This is a genomic window from Cytobacillus sp. FSL M8-0252, assembly GCF_038007345.1.
Lineage (GTDB): Bacteria > Bacillota > Bacilli > Bacillales > Cytobacillaceae > Cytobacillus > Cytobacillus kochii.
The window spans coordinates 1,445,551-1,463,970 of sequence record NZ_JBBOWZ010000001.1; the positions used below are offsets into that span (position 1 = coordinate 1,445,551).

Annotated in this window: 20 protein-coding genes; 16 read left to right on the forward strand and 4 right to left on the reverse strand. The window is 36.5% G+C overall.

The features are described from left to right. Positions 1–33: 33 nt before the first annotated feature. The 13 genes from MKX83_RS07470 (at position 34) to MKX83_RS07530 (ending at position 11,589) form a co-directional block, all read left to right on the forward strand. Positions 34–813: an IclR family transcriptional regulator gene (locus MKX83_RS07470; RefSeq protein ID WP_341058595.1), complete on the forward strand. Its 780-nt coding sequence runs from the start codon at positions 34–36 to the stop codon at positions 811–813. Between the two features lie 139 nt (positions 814–952). Beyond that, entirely contained in the window at positions 953–1,903 is a 951-nt protein-coding gene (locus tag MKX83_RS07475; RefSeq protein ID WP_341054876.1) for a fumarylacetoacetate hydrolase family protein, read from the forward strand. After that, positions 1,900–2,400: a DinB family protein gene (locus MKX83_RS07480; protein WP_341054880.1), complete on the forward strand. Its 501-nt coding sequence runs from the start codon at positions 1,900–1,902 to the stop codon at positions 2,398–2,400. The genes MKX83_RS07475 and MKX83_RS07480 overlap by 4 nt, the downstream gene beginning before the upstream one ends. Before the next feature lie 12 nt (positions 2,401–2,412). After that, positions 2,413–3,525 carry a cupin domain-containing protein gene (locus MKX83_RS07485; RefSeq protein WP_341054882.1) on the forward strand — a complete coding sequence of 371 codons (1,113 nt, stop codon included), beginning with the start codon at positions 2,413–2,415 and terminating at the stop codon, positions 3,523–3,525. A 35-nt stretch (positions 3,526–3,560) separates the two neighbouring features. Continuing rightward, positions 3,561–4,274, forward strand: coding sequence for a hypothetical protein (locus MKX83_RS07490; protein ID WP_341054884.1), 714 nt, complete (start codon positions 3,561–3,563; stop codon positions 4,272–4,274). 215 nt (positions 4,275–4,489) lie between these two features. Beyond that, on the forward strand, positions 4,490–4,726 hold the full coding sequence (locus tag MKX83_RS07495) for a pilus assembly protein TadG-related protein (protein WP_341054886.1): 237 nt from the start codon (positions 4,490–4,492) through the stop codon (positions 4,724–4,726). Positions 4,727–4,855: 129 nt separating this feature from the next. Beyond that, the gene (locus MKX83_RS07500) at positions 4,856–5,437 is read left to right on the forward strand and encodes a recombinase family protein (protein ID WP_341054888.1); all 582 of its coding nucleotides are present in this window, start codon (positions 4,856–4,858) and stop codon (positions 5,435–5,437) included. After that, positions 5,434–6,591, forward strand: coding sequence for an ABC transporter substrate-binding protein (locus MKX83_RS07505; protein ID WP_341058597.1), 1,158 nt, complete (start codon positions 5,434–5,436; stop codon positions 6,589–6,591). The genes MKX83_RS07500 and MKX83_RS07505 overlap by 4 nt, the downstream gene beginning before the upstream one ends. A gap of 133 nt (positions 6,592–6,724) precedes the next feature. Continuing rightward, positions 6,725–7,585 (forward strand): branched-chain amino acid ABC transporter permease, encoded by an 861-nt coding sequence (locus MKX83_RS07510; RefSeq protein ID WP_341054890.1) that lies wholly within the window; start codon positions 6,725–6,727, stop codon positions 7,583–7,585. Next, a complete protein-coding gene (locus MKX83_RS07515; RefSeq protein ID WP_322910052.1) occupies positions 7,582–8,571 on the forward strand; it encodes a branched-chain amino acid ABC transporter permease in 990 nt (329 codons plus the stop codon). The genes MKX83_RS07510 and MKX83_RS07515 overlap by 4 nt, the downstream gene beginning before the upstream one ends. Continuing rightward, the gene (locus MKX83_RS07520; protein WP_095370061.1) at positions 8,571–9,326 is read left to right on the forward strand and encodes an ABC transporter ATP-binding protein; all 756 of its coding nucleotides are present in this window, start codon (positions 8,571–8,573) and stop codon (positions 9,324–9,326) included. Before MKX83_RS07515 ends, MKX83_RS07520 begins: the two co-directional genes overlap by 1 nt. Next, positions 9,319–10,020 carry an ABC transporter ATP-binding protein gene (locus MKX83_RS07525; protein WP_095370060.1) on the forward strand — a complete coding sequence of 234 codons (702 nt, stop codon included), beginning with the start codon at positions 9,319–9,321 and terminating at the stop codon, positions 10,018–10,020. The genes MKX83_RS07520 and MKX83_RS07525 overlap by 8 nt, the downstream gene beginning before the upstream one ends. 276 nt (positions 10,021–10,296) lie before the next feature. Further along, positions 10,297–11,589, forward strand: coding sequence for a globin-coupled sensor protein (locus tag MKX83_RS07530; RefSeq protein ID WP_095373500.1), 1,293 nt, complete (start codon positions 10,297–10,299; stop codon positions 11,587–11,589). Positions 11,590–11,675: 86 nt separating this feature from the next. On the opposite strand, the gene MKX83_RS07535 is transcribed toward MKX83_RS07530, so the two are convergent. From MKX83_RS07535 to MKX83_RS07550, 4 genes are all read right to left on the reverse strand, one after another. Next, on the reverse strand, positions 11,676–11,834 hold the full coding sequence (locus MKX83_RS07535) for a hypothetical protein (RefSeq protein WP_157733759.1): 159 nt from the start codon (positions 11,832–11,834) through the stop codon (positions 11,676–11,678). 99 nt (positions 11,835–11,933) lie between these two features. Continuing rightward, entirely contained in the window at positions 11,934–13,283 is a 1,350-nt protein-coding gene (locus MKX83_RS07540; RefSeq protein ID WP_341054893.1) for an MFS transporter, read from the reverse strand. A gap of 3 nt (positions 13,284–13,286) precedes the next feature. After that, on the reverse strand, positions 13,287–14,477 hold the full coding sequence (locus tag MKX83_RS07545) for a hypothetical protein (protein WP_341054897.1): 1,191 nt from the start codon (positions 14,475–14,477) through the stop codon (positions 13,287–13,289). A gap of 2 nt (positions 14,478–14,479) precedes the next feature. Then, positions 14,480–14,947: an RNA polymerase sigma factor gene (locus MKX83_RS07550; protein WP_233435280.1), complete on the reverse strand. Its 468-nt coding sequence runs from the start codon at positions 14,945–14,947 to the stop codon at positions 14,480–14,482. Between the two features lie 551 nt (positions 14,948–15,498). Between MKX83_RS07550 and MKX83_RS07555 the strand changes: the two genes are divergently transcribed. The 3 genes from MKX83_RS07555 to MKX83_RS07565 are packed head-to-tail and all read left to right on the forward strand — an operon-like array spanning position 15,499 to position 18,371. Further along, a complete protein-coding gene (locus MKX83_RS07555) occupies positions 15,499–16,224 on the forward strand; it encodes a (Fe-S)-binding protein (protein ID WP_341054900.1) in 726 nt (241 codons plus the stop codon). Between the two features lie 10 nt (positions 16,225–16,234). Then, the gene (locus MKX83_RS07560) at positions 16,235–17,671 is read left to right on the forward strand and encodes a LutB/LldF family L-lactate oxidation iron-sulfur protein (RefSeq protein ID WP_095370056.1); all 1,437 of its coding nucleotides are present in this window, start codon (positions 16,235–16,237) and stop codon (positions 17,669–17,671) included. Continuing rightward, complete coding sequence (locus tag MKX83_RS07565; RefSeq protein ID WP_307318039.1) at positions 17,661–18,371, forward strand: LutC/YkgG family protein; 711 nt, start codon at positions 17,661–17,663, stop codon at positions 18,369–18,371. Before MKX83_RS07560 ends, MKX83_RS07565 begins: the two co-directional genes overlap by 11 nt. Positions 18,372–18,420: the final 49 nt, after the last annotated feature.

Here is an 18,420-nt window from a genome sequence, read left to right on the forward strand (position 1 = left end):
AGAGTTTAAAAGAATGGAGTGAGTGTATTGAAGGTGAAAAGAGACTCATCTCTAGCAAATGCTTTGAGTATTCTGAAAAGCTTTACAATAGATCACCCTGAACAAGGTGTAACAGATGTTGCGAAACATTTAGGGTTAAGCAAAAGTACCGTTCACAGGCTGCTTGCGTCTATGGCGAGTGAAGGCTTTGTTTATAAAAATCCCCGTACAAATCGTTACAGCTTAGGAACCTCTGTCTTAACATTAACGAATCTTGTGAGTTCACAGCTACCAATTTTAAATGAATCCGTTCCTGTTTTAAATATGTTAACAGAAAGAACCGGTGAAACCTCACATCTTGGAATTCTTGAGGATCAACATATGATTTACCTTCAAAAGGTTGAGTGTGATAACCCAACTTCACTATTTACCCATATTGGGAAAAGACAACCTATTCATGCAACAAGTATTGGTCAAGCTATTTTAGCCTTTCAGGAGCAGGATGAAAGACACCAACTTTTGCCGGAAACGTTGGAATCCTTTACAAACCACACAATAACCTCCCATAAGAGATTATATGAAAAGATAGATAGTATTAAAGCAGAAAAATATGCTATATGTGACCAAGAATTACAGGAACATGTGATGGCGATTGCAGCACCAATCTTTAATGAGAAGGGCAATGTGCTAGCATCCATTAATATTGTTGGACCAGCAAATCGGATAAAAAGTAAGCTGAAAAGTCATCGATTAGTTGAAGAAGTCGTTCGATCAGGAGAGAAAATGACGGAATTAGTAAGGGTGCGAAAATTAAAAAATCGTTTCAAAAGCTGAGTATGACATGCTCAGCTTTATTTTATTGATTTTTTTCTTAATTGTTCCATATAGAAGAACGGTAGAATGTGACCTCAATATTCAACTCGATATAATATGAGCAAAAGTAAAACAATTTTATGATTTGGAGGGAATGAAATTGAAACTAGTGATGTTTACGAAAGATGGGATAACACGTTTAGGAGCAATCGAGAATGAAAATGTAATTGATTTAAACGCTGCCTATTGTTCGTTACTTGAGTCAGAAGGGAAGCTACGTGCTGAAAAAATTGCTGAAGCATTTGTTCCAGGAGAAATGACGGAATTTCTACAAGGTGGATCAGAAAGCATTGAGGAAGCAAAAAAGGCAATTGCCTATGCAAGAAGTAATGTTGAAGTAAAGGGACGTAGGCTTCTATTTTCCGTTTCTGATGTAAAAATAGAGGCACCTGTCCCTGCTCCTGGCAAAATGATTTGCGTTGGCCATAATTATAGTGAGCATATTTTAGAAATGAAACGAGAATTACCTCCACATCCGGTTGTTTTCGCCAAATTTGCCAATACAGTCGTTGGACCGCAGGATGATATTCCGTTTCATCCCATTTCAGAGCAGTTAGATTATGAAGCAGAATTTGCCTTTGTTATTGGACAACGTGCACGCAATGTTTCACAAGATGAGGCTCTTAAATATGTTGCAGGATATACGATTGTGAATGATGTTACGTATCGTGATTTACAACGTCGAACATTACAGTGGCTTCAAGGAAAGGCAGTTGATGGAAGCGCTCCAATGGGTCCTTGGTTAATAACAACAGACGAATTGACCGATCCATCTGGTTTAGAAATTGTTTTAACGGTGAATGGAGAAGAACGCCAACGATCTAATACTGCCAATCTTGTTTTCTCGGTTCCGTATCTTGTTGAATTTTTGTCCAATATCATGACGCTTGAGCCCGGTGATATCATTTTAACTGGTACACCCGGAGGAGTAGGTGTGGCACGAAATCCACAGGTGTTTTTAAAAGATGGAGACATTGTTCGTATTGAGGTCGATCAGGTTGGAGTCCTTGAAAATAAAGTGAAACAAACAATGGAGGTGCCCGTATCATGACCAAAACATTACAAGCGAGCTCTATTGAATCAGTACAGAACTCTATTGATAACATCATTAACCTTGTTAAGGGAATTTCAGAGAAGGAAAGTAGATGGAATCCATCTACGGAAGAATGGTCTATTATGCAAATTATTATTCATGTTGCCGAAGCCATTCCATATTGGGTGAGGGAGATTCAACAGATAAAACACCACCCCGATCAAACATGGGGTCGAGGATTAACGGATGAAACAAGACTGAAAACAGTGTCAGAAGAAAATGTGACCAGTTTGCAGATTGCGGATGTACTAGATCAACTTGCTTCTATTCCAGCTGAGGTAGAAAAAACGCTTCAAGCCCTTTCAAGTGAAGATTTAAAAATAATTGCTCCAAGCCGTAACCCGCGCTTTGATGGAAAACCTGTTGAGTTTATTGTGAATCATTTGATCGTAGAGCATGTTGAAAAGCACTATCATCAAATTCAGCGCAATTTATCAAAGTTTAATCAGGAATAGGAGGAGAAAAACATGGCTGAAAAAAATGAGTTTTTTAACAGTACGATTGTTCAGGATTTTAATAGAGATATTGAACAATACCATCTTGGTCCTTTATGGAATGCGATTCCGGATTTAATGAAGCATACACCTGAACCACATGCACAGGCATACTTATGGAAAAGTGAATTATTAATGAAAAAGCTACAGGAAGCTACACAAATTTTCACTCCAGATCGTGGGGGAGAAAGAAGAGCGATTTACTTACAAAATCCAGGTCTAAATTACAGAAAGCCATGGGGCTGGGCATCAACGACTCAAACATTATACGCAGCTGTTCAATTAATCCAACCTGGTGAAACAGCACCATCTCATCGACATGTGCAAAATGCGCTTCGTTTTGTCATGGAAGGTGAAGGGGCATACTCCATTGTTCAAGGTGAAAGAATTTTCATGGAAAGAGGAGACTTCTTAACAACACCAAACGGCCTTTGGCACGGTCACGGACATGAAGGTGATAAACCAATGATCTGGATGGACTGTCTTGATATTCCAACAATCTACTATCTTGGTGGAACATTCTTTGAACCATACCCAGATCGTATCGAGCAGCCTAGTCTTCCAGATAACTATAGTTCACAACGCTACCAAGGTGGAATGGTTCGTCCAATTTCCGATCGCTATTCGAAAAAAGCTCCTCTTGGCTCTTATAAATGGCAAGGAACAGAGACAGCAATCAACGGCTTAAGCCGATATGAGCCAGATCCGTATGATGGCTATGCAGTTGAGTATATTAATCCTTCAAATGGAGACACAGCTTGTCCTACTATTGCAGCTTGGATGCAAAAGCTTCCTGCTGGATTTAGAGGAAAAGCACACCGACATACACATGCTTCTATTTATCACGTTCATGAAGGTGAAGGCTATACAATTATTAATGGTGTTCGATTTGATTGGTCGAAAGGAGATTTCTTTGTTGTACCAAACTGGGCATTACACGAGCACGTTGCTTCAAGTGATAGTTATTTATTCTCAACAAATGATTTACCAATCTTGGAGAAATTCGGGTTGGAACGCAAACAAGAGTATGATAAGAATAATGGGTATCAGACGATTACTGGTGAGTTTTCACCGATTTTAGGGTAGTTGATATATGTTTTAAAGAGATATTTAATTTTTGAATGTATGTGGCTGAACCCAAAAGTCTAGCTAATGAAGAATATTCTAAAGATTACGATGCATTGGCTCCACTTAAAGGGCCAAATTCCGAATATTCGACTTATAACTTTCCGAGTTCTCCTGGAGGTGCCTTTGTAATTACAAATAAGGCAAGTGAAGAAGCACAGATTGCTGCTATTAAGCTAGTAGACTATATGTTTACAGAGGAAGGGCTAATTCGCAGTTTCTATGGTGAAAAGGATGTAAGCTGGAGGGAACCTAAAGAGGGAGAAGTAGCGATTGAGGAAAGTGCTGAACCTATACTTGCACAAATTCAGCTTGAAGAAGGTGAAGAACCACGTAATGATAATTGGACATCAATGGTGCAATTTTATCATTCAAGAGAACATAGAGATGGGCTAGTCCAAGCAACTGATATTTATACAGCAGAAGGGTATGAGCGCAGATTGCAGGAAGCAACACATTTATATGAAGGGAAAGAGCCTTCTGAGGTTTTCCCGCATTGGGCCATTTGGATTGACCCGGCTGTAGCAGATGAAGCTGCTATGATTCAGACAAATATTGTGGATTATATTGAGCAGAATTCACTTCAGTTTATAACAGGCACAAAAGATTTAGATAAAGAATGGGATTCATACGTGAAAGGATTTGAACAATTAAATCTAAAACGTTACCTAGAAATTATGCAAGAAGCTTATGACACTTCCAGTTTATAGAAGTTCCGATTTATTTAACTGAACAATTGAATAAAAAGCCGATGGAGGTCTCTTCACCGGTTCTAATTTTTTTGATTATTTATAAAAAATCACTAGTGTTGCATTAATTTAGTTTGATTATTAAAAATACTCAAAATGTTCCTTTTTGTCCCAGATTTGTGGAAAGAAAAGGCTTCGCTCCCAATTGAAGTAAAAACTGTAGGTAGGCAATTTCAATGAGTAGATTGAAAAATGAAAGAGGCAATGCATCTTTTTATGTCATTTGGTTAACTTTCATCCTAGGCCTAATGCTCATTCTTGTTATCAATATCGCAGATGTGTTTCTAGTAAATCAACAGGCTTCTATCGGAGTTGAACAAGCAAGCCTTGCCGCAACAAATTATGCGTATGATTGTGTTTATGAGGATGCCGTTGAGAAGTATGATGATTTTCTAAATGTAGTGTTTTTGTAATGTACGCCCATCGCCCTAATGTCCTTTGATTTTATTAAGATTAACAGTTACCAAAAATAATTACCAAAAGTATTACCAAATACCTTTACAATAAGTGGCCCTCTAGTAAAATAAAAATATACAATTTTATTGGAGGTTACAAATGATTATGGTTATGCTCGGGTGTCTACAATTGACCAAAACTTAGATCGGCAAATTGGTATGCTTAATGAATATGGTTGTGAAAAAATAGTTAAGGAGAAATTTACTGGTACAGTTAAAGATCGAAAGGGACTTCATCAACTTTTTGATGTTATCCGTAAAGGCGATACAGTTGTAGTGGAGAGCATCTCCCGTTTAGGACGTAAAACATTGGATATCCTCAACATTATTCAACAGTTAGAAGAGATGGGGGTTCAATTCATTTCTTTAAAAGAAAATATGGATACAAGAACCTCTACAGGTAAAGCCATGTTTCAAATGATGTGTGTCATTGCTGAATTAGAGAGGAACCTTATTGCTGAAAGGGTAAAGGAAGGACTTGAAGCAAGTAAAAGACGTGGGAAAACATTAGGTAGACCCAAGTTGGATAAAGAAAAGCTTGCTGTTGCGCTACGGATGTATGATAGTGAAGAATATTCTATAAAGGAGATAATCTCAGCAACTGGAATATCTCAAGGTTCCTTATATAGGGCAGTCAACAGAAGAAAGATTGAAGAAATAAAAAAATAGGGCGAGTTTTATTATTTCTTCAATTTTACTTTGCGGTCTACAGCAGGAACCCTGTCACTAGGCCTTTAACAGGCAATTTTGCTTTTATGGGTGAAGGGGTGAAAGAAGGGGTAGAGCTTTTCTTCGAAGAGAATGATTACAAAATTGGTGATAGACCGGTGGAATTATTTTTCGAGGATGATGCTGGAGATCCTCAAAAAGCCTTGAAGAACTATCAACAACTAACTCTGAATCAGGAAGTGGATTTCCTTGGAGGAGGTACAATTGGTAGTATTTCATATGCACTCACAGAAGCTGCTGAAAAAGATAAGCGTGTCCCAATTATTAATGTAGTCGGTTCAGGTAATAGCTTATCATGGGGAGACAAAAGTGATTATGTTTGGCGAATTGGTTTTTCCTCTCTCAATTATGCAGGCACATTAGGGGTTGATATGGCTGAAAATATTGGTAAAAAAGCAGTCGTTATTGCTTCTGACTATGTGGCTGGACATGAACAGGCGACTGACTTTTCTGCGAATTTTAAAGAGCATGGGGGAGAAGTGTTAGATATTCTTTGGGCACCTTCGGGTACTAGTGACTTTTCTTCTTATATTAATCAAATTAAACAGCATGATGCTGATGCTGTATTTATGTTTATACCAGGTGCGGACGGTCCGAGATTTGTGCAACAATTTAAGGAATTTGGATTAGCTAAGAATTACGCTCTTGTCGATGGTGGTTCTGTTTTGAATGCCCCATCAACAGTTGAAGCAGTTGGTGATGCAGTAGTTAATGGTTATACACTGTCTCATTATCATGTGGGTTTAGAAAATGAGTTAAACAAAAAGTTCGTTGATGATTATACCAAGAAGTATGATAAAGTGCCCGACAACTATGTTATTAACGGCTATGATACGGCCAAAGTGATGTCAGAATCAATTCAAAAAGCTGGTAGTACAGAAGTTGGCGATATTATTGAAACTTTAAAAGCTGGTTTGTCATTTGATAGCCCTCGTGGACCAATTGAGTTAGATCCAAAAACGAATCACCCAATCCAAAATCACTATATTTTAAAAGGTGCCGAGAAAGATGGAGAAATCGTCTTTGAACTCGTTCGTACGTATGAAAAAGTGCAAATGCCGGCAGAAGATCCTGGATACGAGAAAGCAAAATAAGATTTAAGAGGGACTCTTTACCTGTAAAAGAGTTGTAAGGGGAAAGGCATGATACTCCATCAATGCCTTTTCCAAAAAATATACAGAGGAAGTTATTTCTTCGTAGTTATTTATTCTGAAGGGAGTCGAACAAGTGGAATTTTTTATTGCTAACACCGTTTCAGGATTGGCGTATGCCATGTTGTTATTTTTAATGGCTGCAGGTCTCTCCATTATCTTTGGTTTAATGAAGATTATGAACCTTGCCCATGGATCTTTTTTTATACTCGCAGGATATGTTGCTTATTCGTTTTCTAGGAGCGGAATGAATTTTTGGTTATCGATGGTTTTGGCAGTCATTGTGATTTCCATTTTTGCTCTAATTATTGAAAAATTACTTATATCGAGAGTGCATGGAAGTGAAACTGATCAGGTGTTGCTAACTGTTGGTCTCGTTTTTGTACTCGGTGATTTAGCGTTATGGATTTGGGGAGGTAATTTTCTCTCTATCCCAGTACCAGCACTCTTTGACTATTCACTAGATTTTGTGGGAATGACATTCCCTGCTTATCGTCTATTTGTCATTGCTATGGGAATTCTGTTTGCTTTCGTTCTTTGGTATTTTGAGGCAAAGACAAGAGTAGGATTGATTGTGCGAGCAGGTGTAGATGATATGGAAATGGTATCAGCACTTGGGTTTAATGTGAAAATCATTTTTTCAGGGGTGTTTATCTTTGGTGCTGCTTTGGCTGCTTTCGGGGGTGTGTTAAGTGGACCTATACTTGGAATGTACCCGATGATGGAATGGGAGATTCTTGTTAATTCAATGATTGTCGTCATTATTGGTGGTTTAGGCAGTTGGAAAGGTGCTTTTATTGCTTCAATGATTGTTGGGTTTGTCGATATTTTCGGAAGAATTTATATGCCTACGTTTGCGATGGCTTTTATCTTCATATTAATGGTTGCAATTTTAATGGTTAAACCAACAGGTTTATTCGGAAGGGTGGAATCATGAAAAAAGCATTATTATCAACTATTCTTTTGCTTATCACTGTTTTAATTCTGCCTCACATCATTTCTCCATTTATGGTGTATTTATCAACAGAAATTCTTGTTTTCGCTATTTTTGCAATGAGTTTGGGTCTGATTATGGGTTTTGGAGGAATGCCATCATTAGGACATTGTGCACTATTCGGTTTAGGTGCTTACACCGTTGCTATTTTGAGTGAATATACAGCAAATATCTATTTACTTTTAGGTGCAGCTATACTAATTTCACTTTGTTTCTCACTCGTTACAGGTTATATTGCTATTCGTAATAAAGGGGTATTCTTCTTAATGATTACCTTAGCTTTTACTCAAGTCTTATTTTTAATTACTTCAAGAATGAAGTTCTGGGGTGGAAATGATGGCTATAGTGCAAGTTTGACAGCTAATTTTGGTTTTGGGGAGATTACTTCTAATATCGGTTTATTTTACATGATGGGATTTTTCTTTGTTCTTACTTATTTTCTCTTGAAACTTTTTGTTAATGCCCCAGCAGGCAAAGTGCTAAAAGGCATGATGGAGAATGAAGGCAGAATGATTGCTCTAGGCTATAACCCGAAGACTTATAAAATGTTTGCTTATTTAATTGCCGGTAGTATGGCAGGTTTAGCTGGAGGCTTATACATTTATAAAACACAATTTGTTTCTCCGGCACTGTTCAGTGTGCATATGGGTGCAGAAGTAATGATCATGGTTTTTATTGGTGGTATGGGTACGATTTTTGGTCCGGCATTAGGTGCTGGGGCATTTGTTTTCCTACAAAACTATATTAGTACGATGACAGATCGCTGGCCGCTTATCTTAGGATTATTATTCATAGCAATTGTTCTCCTAAAAAGAGGAGGGATATTGCATCTTCTCCAGTTTGTTGCGACATTTGGCTTAAAGTTATTTAAATCATCTCGGAATGCTCCTGTAGATAAACATGTTAAAGGAAAGGAGCAAGCAAGCTGATGACATTATTGAAAATTGAAGACTTAAATAAATCATTTAAGGCATTGCATATCTTAAAAGGTGTCAATATCGAAGTAAATAAGGGAGAACGTCATGTGATTATAGGCCCCAATGGAGCTGGTAAAACAACTTTATTTAATTGTATTTATGGTACATTGCCATTATCTTCAGGAAAAGTTTATTTAGCGGGCAAGCGTATTGATCATATTCCTTCCTTTAAAAGAACCGAGAAGGGGATGGGGAGAACTTTTCAGAAGAATAATCTTTTTGAGGAATTAACAGTTGAAGAGAATGTACGTTTAGCGATTATGGGGAAAAAGAAATATCGACTCAATATGTTTAAGCCTATGCAAAATTATAATGATTTAGCAGAAGAGTGTCATAGATTACTAGAAGAGTGGGAAATGACAGAGCGCCGTACTGTATTGGTCAAAGAACTTTCCTATGGTGAACAACGTTTATTAGAAATTATTTTATCATTGAGTACAAATCCGGAAATTATACTCTTGGATGAACCGACCTCAGGAATGTCGCCAACAGAAACAAGTAGATTTGTTAAACTAATCAAAAAAATACCTGATCATATTACTTTGGTTATTATTGAACATGATATGGAAGTTGTGTTTAGTTTGGCTAATAAAATCACTGTCCTTCACCATGGGACAGCAATGATGACGGCTAGCCCTGAAGAAATTCGAGGAAATCAAATGATCCAAGAAATTTACTTTGGTGGAGGAGCGTTGAGTCATGATTGAGCTAAAGGAAGTACATTCATATTATGGTCATAGCCATATATTACACGGTGTTAATTTACAGGTGAAGAAGGGTCAGTGTGTTGCACTTCTTGGTAGAAATGGTGCTGGCAAAACAACAACGATTCATTCTATCGCTGGGCTAGTTGTTCCTAAGGAAGGCACCATCCAGTTTAAGGATAAAGAGCTTGTTGGTAGAACACCAAATCATATTTCTAAAGCTGGTGTTGGTCTTGTCCCTCAAGGGAGACGGGTTTTCCCCTCTTTAACGGTGAAAGAAAATTTGTTAATAGCTGAAAGAAAAAGTATATCTAGTGAAAAACAATGGACAATTGAAGAAGTTTATCAATTATTTCCGATATTAAAAGAACGTGAAGAGAATATGGGCAATGAATTATCAGGTGGGCAACAACAAATGCTAGCCATTGGCCGTGCGCTCTTACTTAATCCAGATTTCTTGTTAATGGACGAGCCATCTGAAGGACTTGCACCTGTTATTATTGAACAAATTAAAAATATCATTTTAGATGTCAAGAAAACAGGATTATCCATGCTAATCGTAGAACAAAATATTGATTTAGCCTGTTGTGTGGCAGATGAAGTGATTATTTTAAACAAGGGAGAAGTCGTTTGGCAAGGGCTTCCTGCTGAGCTATTGCATAATGATGAATTATTAAAAGTCCATTTAGGTGTATAAAGTACCGATGTATAATGAAATGGATTAAGTGTATCGAATCAATCACGAACAGTTCACATTTGAACTGTTTCGTGATTATTTTTATACTGTTTCAAATTACCTCCTACCTTATTTGAGCTTTTTACAATCGAAAATGTTCTCTCGTTTTAAAAGGACCTTTGAATAGAAAGTTGAATTTGATGGGTATTTATATTTATGAAAGAATATGGAATTATTTCAAAAACAACCGATATTAATAGTATAATTTACCTATTAAATCATTCGGGGGAAGCATTCATGAGTTTGTTTAAAAAAAGAACGAGTAAAAAGTTAAATGAAGAGGTTGAAGAAGGAAAGGGTGTATTGGACCTTGGTGACGCATCTAAGTTCACACGACAAATGGAATTAATTCATTTAAGTGAAACTGATTTAGGTCTCATAAACAAGATGCAGCCAATCATTCAAACGCACAGTGAACAATTAGTTAATCAATTCTATGATAATATTTACAAAGAGCAATCACTTATTGAAATTATTGAAGATTATAGTACGGTAGAGCGTTTAAAAGGAACATTGAGGGTACATATTGAAGAAATGTTTGCCGGTATAATAAATGAAGAGTATGTGGCGAAGCGGTTACGGATTGCCCATGTACATGTGAAAATAGGCTTACAAACAAAATGGTATATGTCTGCTTTCCAAGGATTATTATTATCGATTATCCAGCTTGTAGAAAAGATGGAACTTACTTCGCGTGATTGCTGTCTTCTAATTGCTGCCGTAACGAAAATTTTTAGCTTTGAACAACAGCTGGTCTTAGAGGCTTATGATACAGAAATAGAGACTTTAAAAGCAAGAGAAGAAGATAAGAAACAAGAAATAAGGGGAAATGTAGCAACAGAAACAGAAACCCTTGCAGCCATTTCTGAGGAAACTAACGCATCTTTCCAAGAATTAATTGCTCAAGCAGAAGAAGTAGTCGAGCATGCTGAGAAGGGGCAAGATTTTTCTCTAAAAGCGAAGGAGTATGCTGAAAACGGCAAGCAATTTATCAATGAACAAGGTGAATTAATGTTGACGATTGTCGACTCTGTTGCAGAAATTAAACAAGATGTTAAAAGTTTATTGTATGTAATGGATGAAATGCATGAAATTACTACAATTGTAACGGATATATCGAGTCAGACGAATTTATTATCCCTCAATGCTGCTATTGAGGCCGCTAGAGCAGGCGAACATGGACGTGGGTTTTCGGTAGTGGCAGAGGAAGTGAGAAAACTTTCGGATCAAACAAGATCGTCTGTAGAAAATGTCTCACAATTAATCGCTAATACAAATGGACAAATCGATAAATTAAGTGAATCACTTCAAGAAGTAAGTAATACAGTCCAAAACGGTCAATCTCATATGAAGGCGACAGAAGAACATTTTGAATATATTGTTGGTACAATGAAAGATACGATGCAACAGAATCAAAAGATTATGGAAGAAATCGATGGAATTGTTAACGTAGTCCATCTTTTAGGAAAAGGGTTTGAAGAGGTAGCGTTTACAGCAGAGAATTTAACCTCAATTGCTCAAGATATGTGATGATTAGAAAGAATCTTTAATGGGTAAATGAAAAGGTATGCTAAATTTTTTATAAAAATGAGGACAGAAGTGTTGTTCAATCCAGTCTAACTTTTTATCTTAAACTGTACAACACTTTCTATCAATAGAATCTGCTCAGCTATTTGGTCCTTTGTCTTTCTTTGATGTTTGGGTGTTTTTTGTAGGAGTTTTTTTAAATAGTATAAATCACGAAGAAAAAGAAGTTGTTCCGCTGTTGTTAACATGATCAACACTCCTATTTATTTCTGTCCTACTTATTTACCCATTTGTGTAAAAATCAAACAAAATTTATTTAAGTAAAAGCTAGGTACACATAGTTGTACCTAGCTTTTATTACTTTTAACAAATGTGTAAATAGCTGTCTTTTTATTCATGAGAAAAGGTAAAAAAGTTAAAATAATAAGAGATAAGCCACTTACTAAGAATATATTTTGAATCCCAAAAAGGTGAATAAGATAGGCTCCCCCAAGAGGAGAGATGAAAATCGTCGAACTTGTTAATGACTGATAAATACCAGCAATGGAACTCACTTCGTCTTCCTGTGGAATTGTTTGTATACAATAGTTAGTAATAATAATAGAAATGCCAGTTCCTATTCCGCACAAGACACCAAGGAGGAGAATATAGCTAAGGGAAAAGCCCTTTTCTAAAAAACCAAGGCCAGTAAACCCTAAACCAAGACTAAGAAGGGCTAAACTAAGCCATCTCTCTAAGCGCACAAACCTTTCTTTTTTACTAATGATATAGATTGTTAATACTGAACCGCATCCAATGCTTGCAATCAATAATGTCATATATGCAGGTTTTGTTGGCGCAACTAGTTGAAATAGCGCAGGGAATTGTGCATCAACTAATTGGATAATGAACATTCCTACTATATTTAATGATAAGACAATCATTAAAGTTGGAGCACGATATAAACTTTTCCAACTGTTTTTCCATTGATTTAAAAATGTATTGTCAACTGTTTCACGCGGTGATTGTGTATACTTTGCTTTTGTTTGTATGATTTTTCTTAAAGAAAATAATAAACAAGCAGAAATCATAAAAGCGAATGCGTTAAATAGTAGTAAATGTTTTGCAGGTAATAAGGTGAGTAATGCACCACCTATTAATGGTGCAATGATTTTTGCTGCTTGATTCACACCTCCATTCCAAGAAACGGCCTTTAGTTTTAAATGAGCTGGAATGAGCTCATGAACTAAACCTTGTTGAGCAGGAAAGTGAACAGTACCGACAAAAGATCGAAGTGCCAATAAAATGAGTGCTAACCAAGGAGTGTTTGCAAAGAATAGCAAAATTGTAAAGAAAACCGTTACTAAATCAGCACATCCCATAAGGATAATTTTATTGCGCTTTTGTACAAAGATGCCAGAAAATTGAGAAAATAAAACTTGTGGTAAAGCATAAGCAATGGGTATGAAAGCAAGTAGAAAAGAACTCGTTTGCCATACATATCCAAATAGGACCATAATTGCTACCATATCAAACCATTGACCAATCATTGATAGACAATAAGAGATAAATAACCTACTGTATCCTCTGATTTCCCATATGGAACGCGCAACTTCTTGTGGTTGCCATGATGAAGGGAACTGCCGAGTGCGAGTTTCCACTGTACTCAGCAATTCTTCTATTTTGATTTTCGCTATTTCAAGAGTATAATGATCCATGGTTTATAAAACAAGTTCGCCAATATTAGTTGCTATTTGCTCATCATGATCTTGTAAAACATGTATTTCACCTTTAAAAGATTGACTGATCTTTTTCTTTAATATCACTTTTGTTGTTTCATCTACAACTAAAATATCCCCTGCTAAAATAATTTCTGAGATATGGTCAATATCTGCATGAGTTAACGTGTCATTTATTGTTAGTTGATCTTGTATGATTATTGTTGTTTGTGGATCTAACTGCTTAAAGTTAGTCGAAAACCATGTCTCCTCTTTTACTGCTATATAGTTTTTAACATAAACAAAAACTTCATTTTCGAGATTGGCTAATTTTTCAAAAAGAATATCTTCTGTACCTTCTGGGCACAAGATATAAGATAAAGAATGAATAGAAGAGAATGCTTCATTCAATCCTTCTCTAGTTATAGTTGAATCAATAAATATAGGTTTAGTTGTATAAATCGATTGTTGTTTATATCTCTTAATATTATGTTTATTTAAATGGGTTTGAGTTGAGAGTACTTGATAGCCTTTTGGGATAATGTTTTGGTTACCGTTAATACCTAATTTTCCTGAGATTAAAGGTTGTTGAAAATCATAATAACGAATCGTACCGTTAATATCTAACCTCGCGATCTTTTCCTTCAATAATGTTAAATCAACATGCTCATCAATTGTTATTATCCCGTTTACTAATAGATTTGTGCCTTCACGTAACCCTTCTAAATATCCTGTTGTTAAATGAAGGTTTCCATTTTCTAATTTAGGTTCTGGCCCTTCATAACTGACTAATGTACCATTTGTTGTTAATAATTTGGATTGAATAGCGCCGTTCAAGTGAGATGGAGAGTAGATGATACCGTTGACAATAAATGTGATGTTTTTTTGCAGAAGTTCTTCTAGTGTGACATCTACATTCACAATGACTGCTCCATTGATAAACACCGTTTCATTGTCATCTACAATTTTTAAATAAGCAGAATCAACCTTGTAGACACCGTTAGCCATTTTCACATTCTTCTCTACCATAATGGTTTGGCCAATATTTTTTACATTTAATTTTGGCACGAGGTATGCATTCTTTTGTGAATAGACGAGTAACCCTACATTATTAATCTTTTCTATTTCTTGAATGCTTTCCTCAGTTGCTTGGATAAGATTTAAAACCCCGACATTACTATATTTTTTTCCCATTATTATTGTTCCTCCTCTAAGATCTTTCGTAGTTTTTTCATTGCTTTTGCTAAATGATACCTAACAGTTGAAGCTGATAAACCAAGCTTTATAGCAATTTCATCACTTTTTAAACCAATCCAGTATTTTTTGAAAATGATATCACTTTCAATAGCTGATAATTGACTAAGTAACTCTACCGTTTCAATTGAGGTTTTCATAAAGGTAGGTAAAATTACTTCTTCATTTTGGTCAATATTCATTTCTCGTTTGAATTTTCTCCGCTGATCAATCAATTGATTTTTCATGACACGGTAAAACCAAGCTTTTTGCTTATATTTTGGCCAAGAAGACAAATCATCTAAATGCATGGCCTTTTCTAAAGCTTGTTGGATCAAATCCTGTGCTTCATGCTCATCATAAGCAATAGACGAAGCAAATTTATATAAATCATCCCGCAATGATATATAAATAGATTGCAATACAATCACCTTTATTCCATGGAAAAGTAGTTTTTCTTCTCAGCTTCATATAGATAACGAAATAGATGCTACAAATGTTGGTGGAGTATAAAAAAATTTTGAGAAAAGTGCAATTTCAAACAACAGATTTAGAAAAATGGCCTCAGCAACAATGTGAAATATAGGCATTTCATAAGAAGTGAATAGGATAATGTATGGCTCACTCACTCTAGCTGAAATGCTGGCACGCTTCCCGTAGAATCCACGTAACTGCAGGATTATCTCTGTCTTTCTCAACTGGAAAGTACAAAATGAAAGCTTTAGAAAAATGGGTTTTGCCGGTCTCCCTTCATTTTGTACATTCCTAAGTAATGAATGATATACATCGTTCTCTTCACCTTTACAATGGCTCCTTCATCTAGCTTACCATTGGAAACGTTCTTTTTACCTTAAAAGATACATCTTTTATTCGTCTTATGAATAGAACGTATTAATATTTAGAATTTAATAAATATACAAACAATGGTACGATAGATAGTAGTTATCTGATTATTTATTAGCGCGATAAGGGGGTTTTTAAGATGAAGGTTTCACTTTTTGCTACCTGTTTAGTCGATATGTTTAACAGTAAAGCAGGGATAGCAACTGTAGAATTATTAGAAAGGCTTGGCTGTGAGGTGGATTTTCCTGAAAATCAAGTATGTTGTGGTCAACCATCTTACAATAGTGGTTACGTAAAAGAATCAAGGGATGCAATGAAAAGGATGATAGAAACCTTTAGTCATTCTGAATATGTAGTTTGTCCATCTGGTTCATGTGCCTATATGTTTCATGAATATGAGCATATATTTAAAGACGATCCACATTGGGGGCCACAAGCGAAAAAATTAGCTAAAAAAACGTATGAATTAACAGAGTTTATCGTTGATGTGTTAAAAGTTGAGGATGTAGGCGCAAGCTATCAGGCGAAAGCTACTTATCACACTTCCTGTCATATGACACGATTGTTAGGTGTAAAAGAAGCGCCGATGAAATTATTATCACATGTAAAGGGATTAGAGTTTACAGAATTGCCAAATAAAAGTCAATGCTGTGGATTTGGTGGAACATTTTCTGTAAAGATGGGGGCCATCTCAGAGCAAATGGTAGATGAAAAAGTAGCCCATATTAATGAAACAGGAGCAGAGCTTTTAATTGGCGCTGACGGTGGCTGTTTAATGAATATTGGCGGTCGAATTGATAGAGTGGGCGAACCAGTGAAAGTGATGCATATTGCTGAAGTATTAAATAGTAGAACAGAAAGATAGGGTGATTGATATGCCAATGAGGATTGGAAATGAGCAATTTACTGATCGAGTAGCGTCTGGTTTAGAAAATCGCTTTATGAGAGGGGCGGTTTCAGGGGCGCAAGATCGCTTGGAAGTGCGTAGACAGGATGCAGCAAATGAATTAGGCGATTGGGAAGAATGGCGAGCACATGGGGAAGAAATTAGACAACATGTATTAGAAAATCTAGATTATTATCTGTTTCAACTAAGTGAAAATGTAGAAAAGTTAGGTGGACATGTTTTTTTCGCGCAAACACCAGAAGAGGCTAATGATTACATTAAAGGTGTAATTAAGAAGAAAAATGCTAAGAAAGTAGTAAAGTCGAAGTCAATGGTGACAGAAGAAATCGATCTCAATCATCATTTGGAATCGGTTGGGTGTGAGGTCATTGAAACAGATCTAGGTGAATATATTTTGCAAATCGATGATCATGACCTTCCATCACATATTGTTGCTCCAGCACTACACAAAAATAAAGAACAAGTAAGAGATGTGTTTACCAGGAAATTAGGTTACCAGGGGACAGATAGACCGGAGGAATTAACACAACATGCTAGGAAAATGCTAAGAAATGAATATTTAACAGCAGATATAGGTATAACTGGATGTAATTTTGCCGTCGCTGAAACAGGTTCAATCTGCCTCGTAACGAATGAAGGAAATGCCGACTTATCAACTTCTTTGCCCGATACACAAATAACTGTTATGGGAATGGAGAGACTTGTGCCATCGTTTACAGAATTAGAAGTATTAGTAGGAATGCTTTCTCGTAGTGCAGTCGGACAGAAATTACCAAGTTATGTTACCGTTTTAAGTGGCCCAAAAGAAGAGGGAGCAGTGGATGGCCCAGAAGAGTTTCATTTAGTTATTGTTGATAATGGTCGTTCAAATATTTTAGGTGGAGAATTCCAATCGATCCTCCAATGTATACGTTGTGCCGCTTGTGTAAATGTATGTCCCGTTTACCGTCATGTAGGCGGACATTCATACGGTTCTATCTACTCAGGTCCAGTTGGTGCAGTACTTTCTCCATTACTCGGTGGTTATGAAGAATATAAAGAACTTCCTTATGCTTCCACATTGTGCGGGGCGTGTACTGAGGTTTGTCCGGTGAAAATACCATTGCATGACCTTCTTCATAAACATAGGCAAGTCATTGTTGAAAAAGAAGGAAAAGCCCCCATTTCTGAAAAGTTAGCGATGAAAGCTTTTGGTCTTGGAGCAGCTTCTCCTGCTTTATATAAAATGGGTGGGAAATTTGCCTCAAAGGCTGTTGGGCCATTTTCTGATGGGACAAAGCTAACAAAAGGTGTCGGTCCATTAAAGGCGTGGACGGAAATCCGTGATTTTCCTGCTCCGCAAAAGGAAAGATTCCGTGACTGGTTTAAACAAAGGGGCAAGGAGGAAAAGAATCATGGCGATTGAAAATAGAGATATATTTCTTAAGAAAATTGCAGCACGATTAGGAAAAGAAGAAGTGAGGAAGAAGATAGAAAAACCCGAGTGGAAATATGCCCCACAAAAGCGGGTGTTAAAGGGGGCATCGCAGTCCGAATTAATTTCGGTCTTAAAGAACCAATGCAAATTAATTCACACGGACTTGATTGAAACAAATCTATCAAACTTGCCGCAAACATTAGAAGACCGAGTGTCAGATTACGGCGGTGAATCCATCGTAACTTGGCGTGATAGTAGATTAAAAGCATGGGGAGTAACAGCCAAGCTTGATGAATTGCATAAGCAAGGGGTAGCGTACTATGAATGGAATCATGAAGTTGAAGTAGAAAATATAGCAATAGCTGAAAAAGCAAACATCGGATTAACGATTAGCGAGATTACCCTTGCAGAATCGGGAACTGTCGTATTATTTAGTGATAAACACAAAGGCAGGACAGTCAGCTTCTTACCGGAAAAATCAATTATACTTGTACCTAGAAGTTCTATCGTACCGAGAATGACACAAGCAGCTGCCTATATCCGGGAAAAAATAAAAGAAACAGAAGTAATTCCTAGTTGTATTAACTTTATAACTGGACCAAGTAATTCTGCTGATATTGAAATGAACTTAGTCGTCGGTGTACATGGACCCATAAATGCAACATATATTATTATCTCTGATTTATAAGGTTACTGAGGAACAAGGGAATATGCGAAATGAGAATCCGAACAAATAC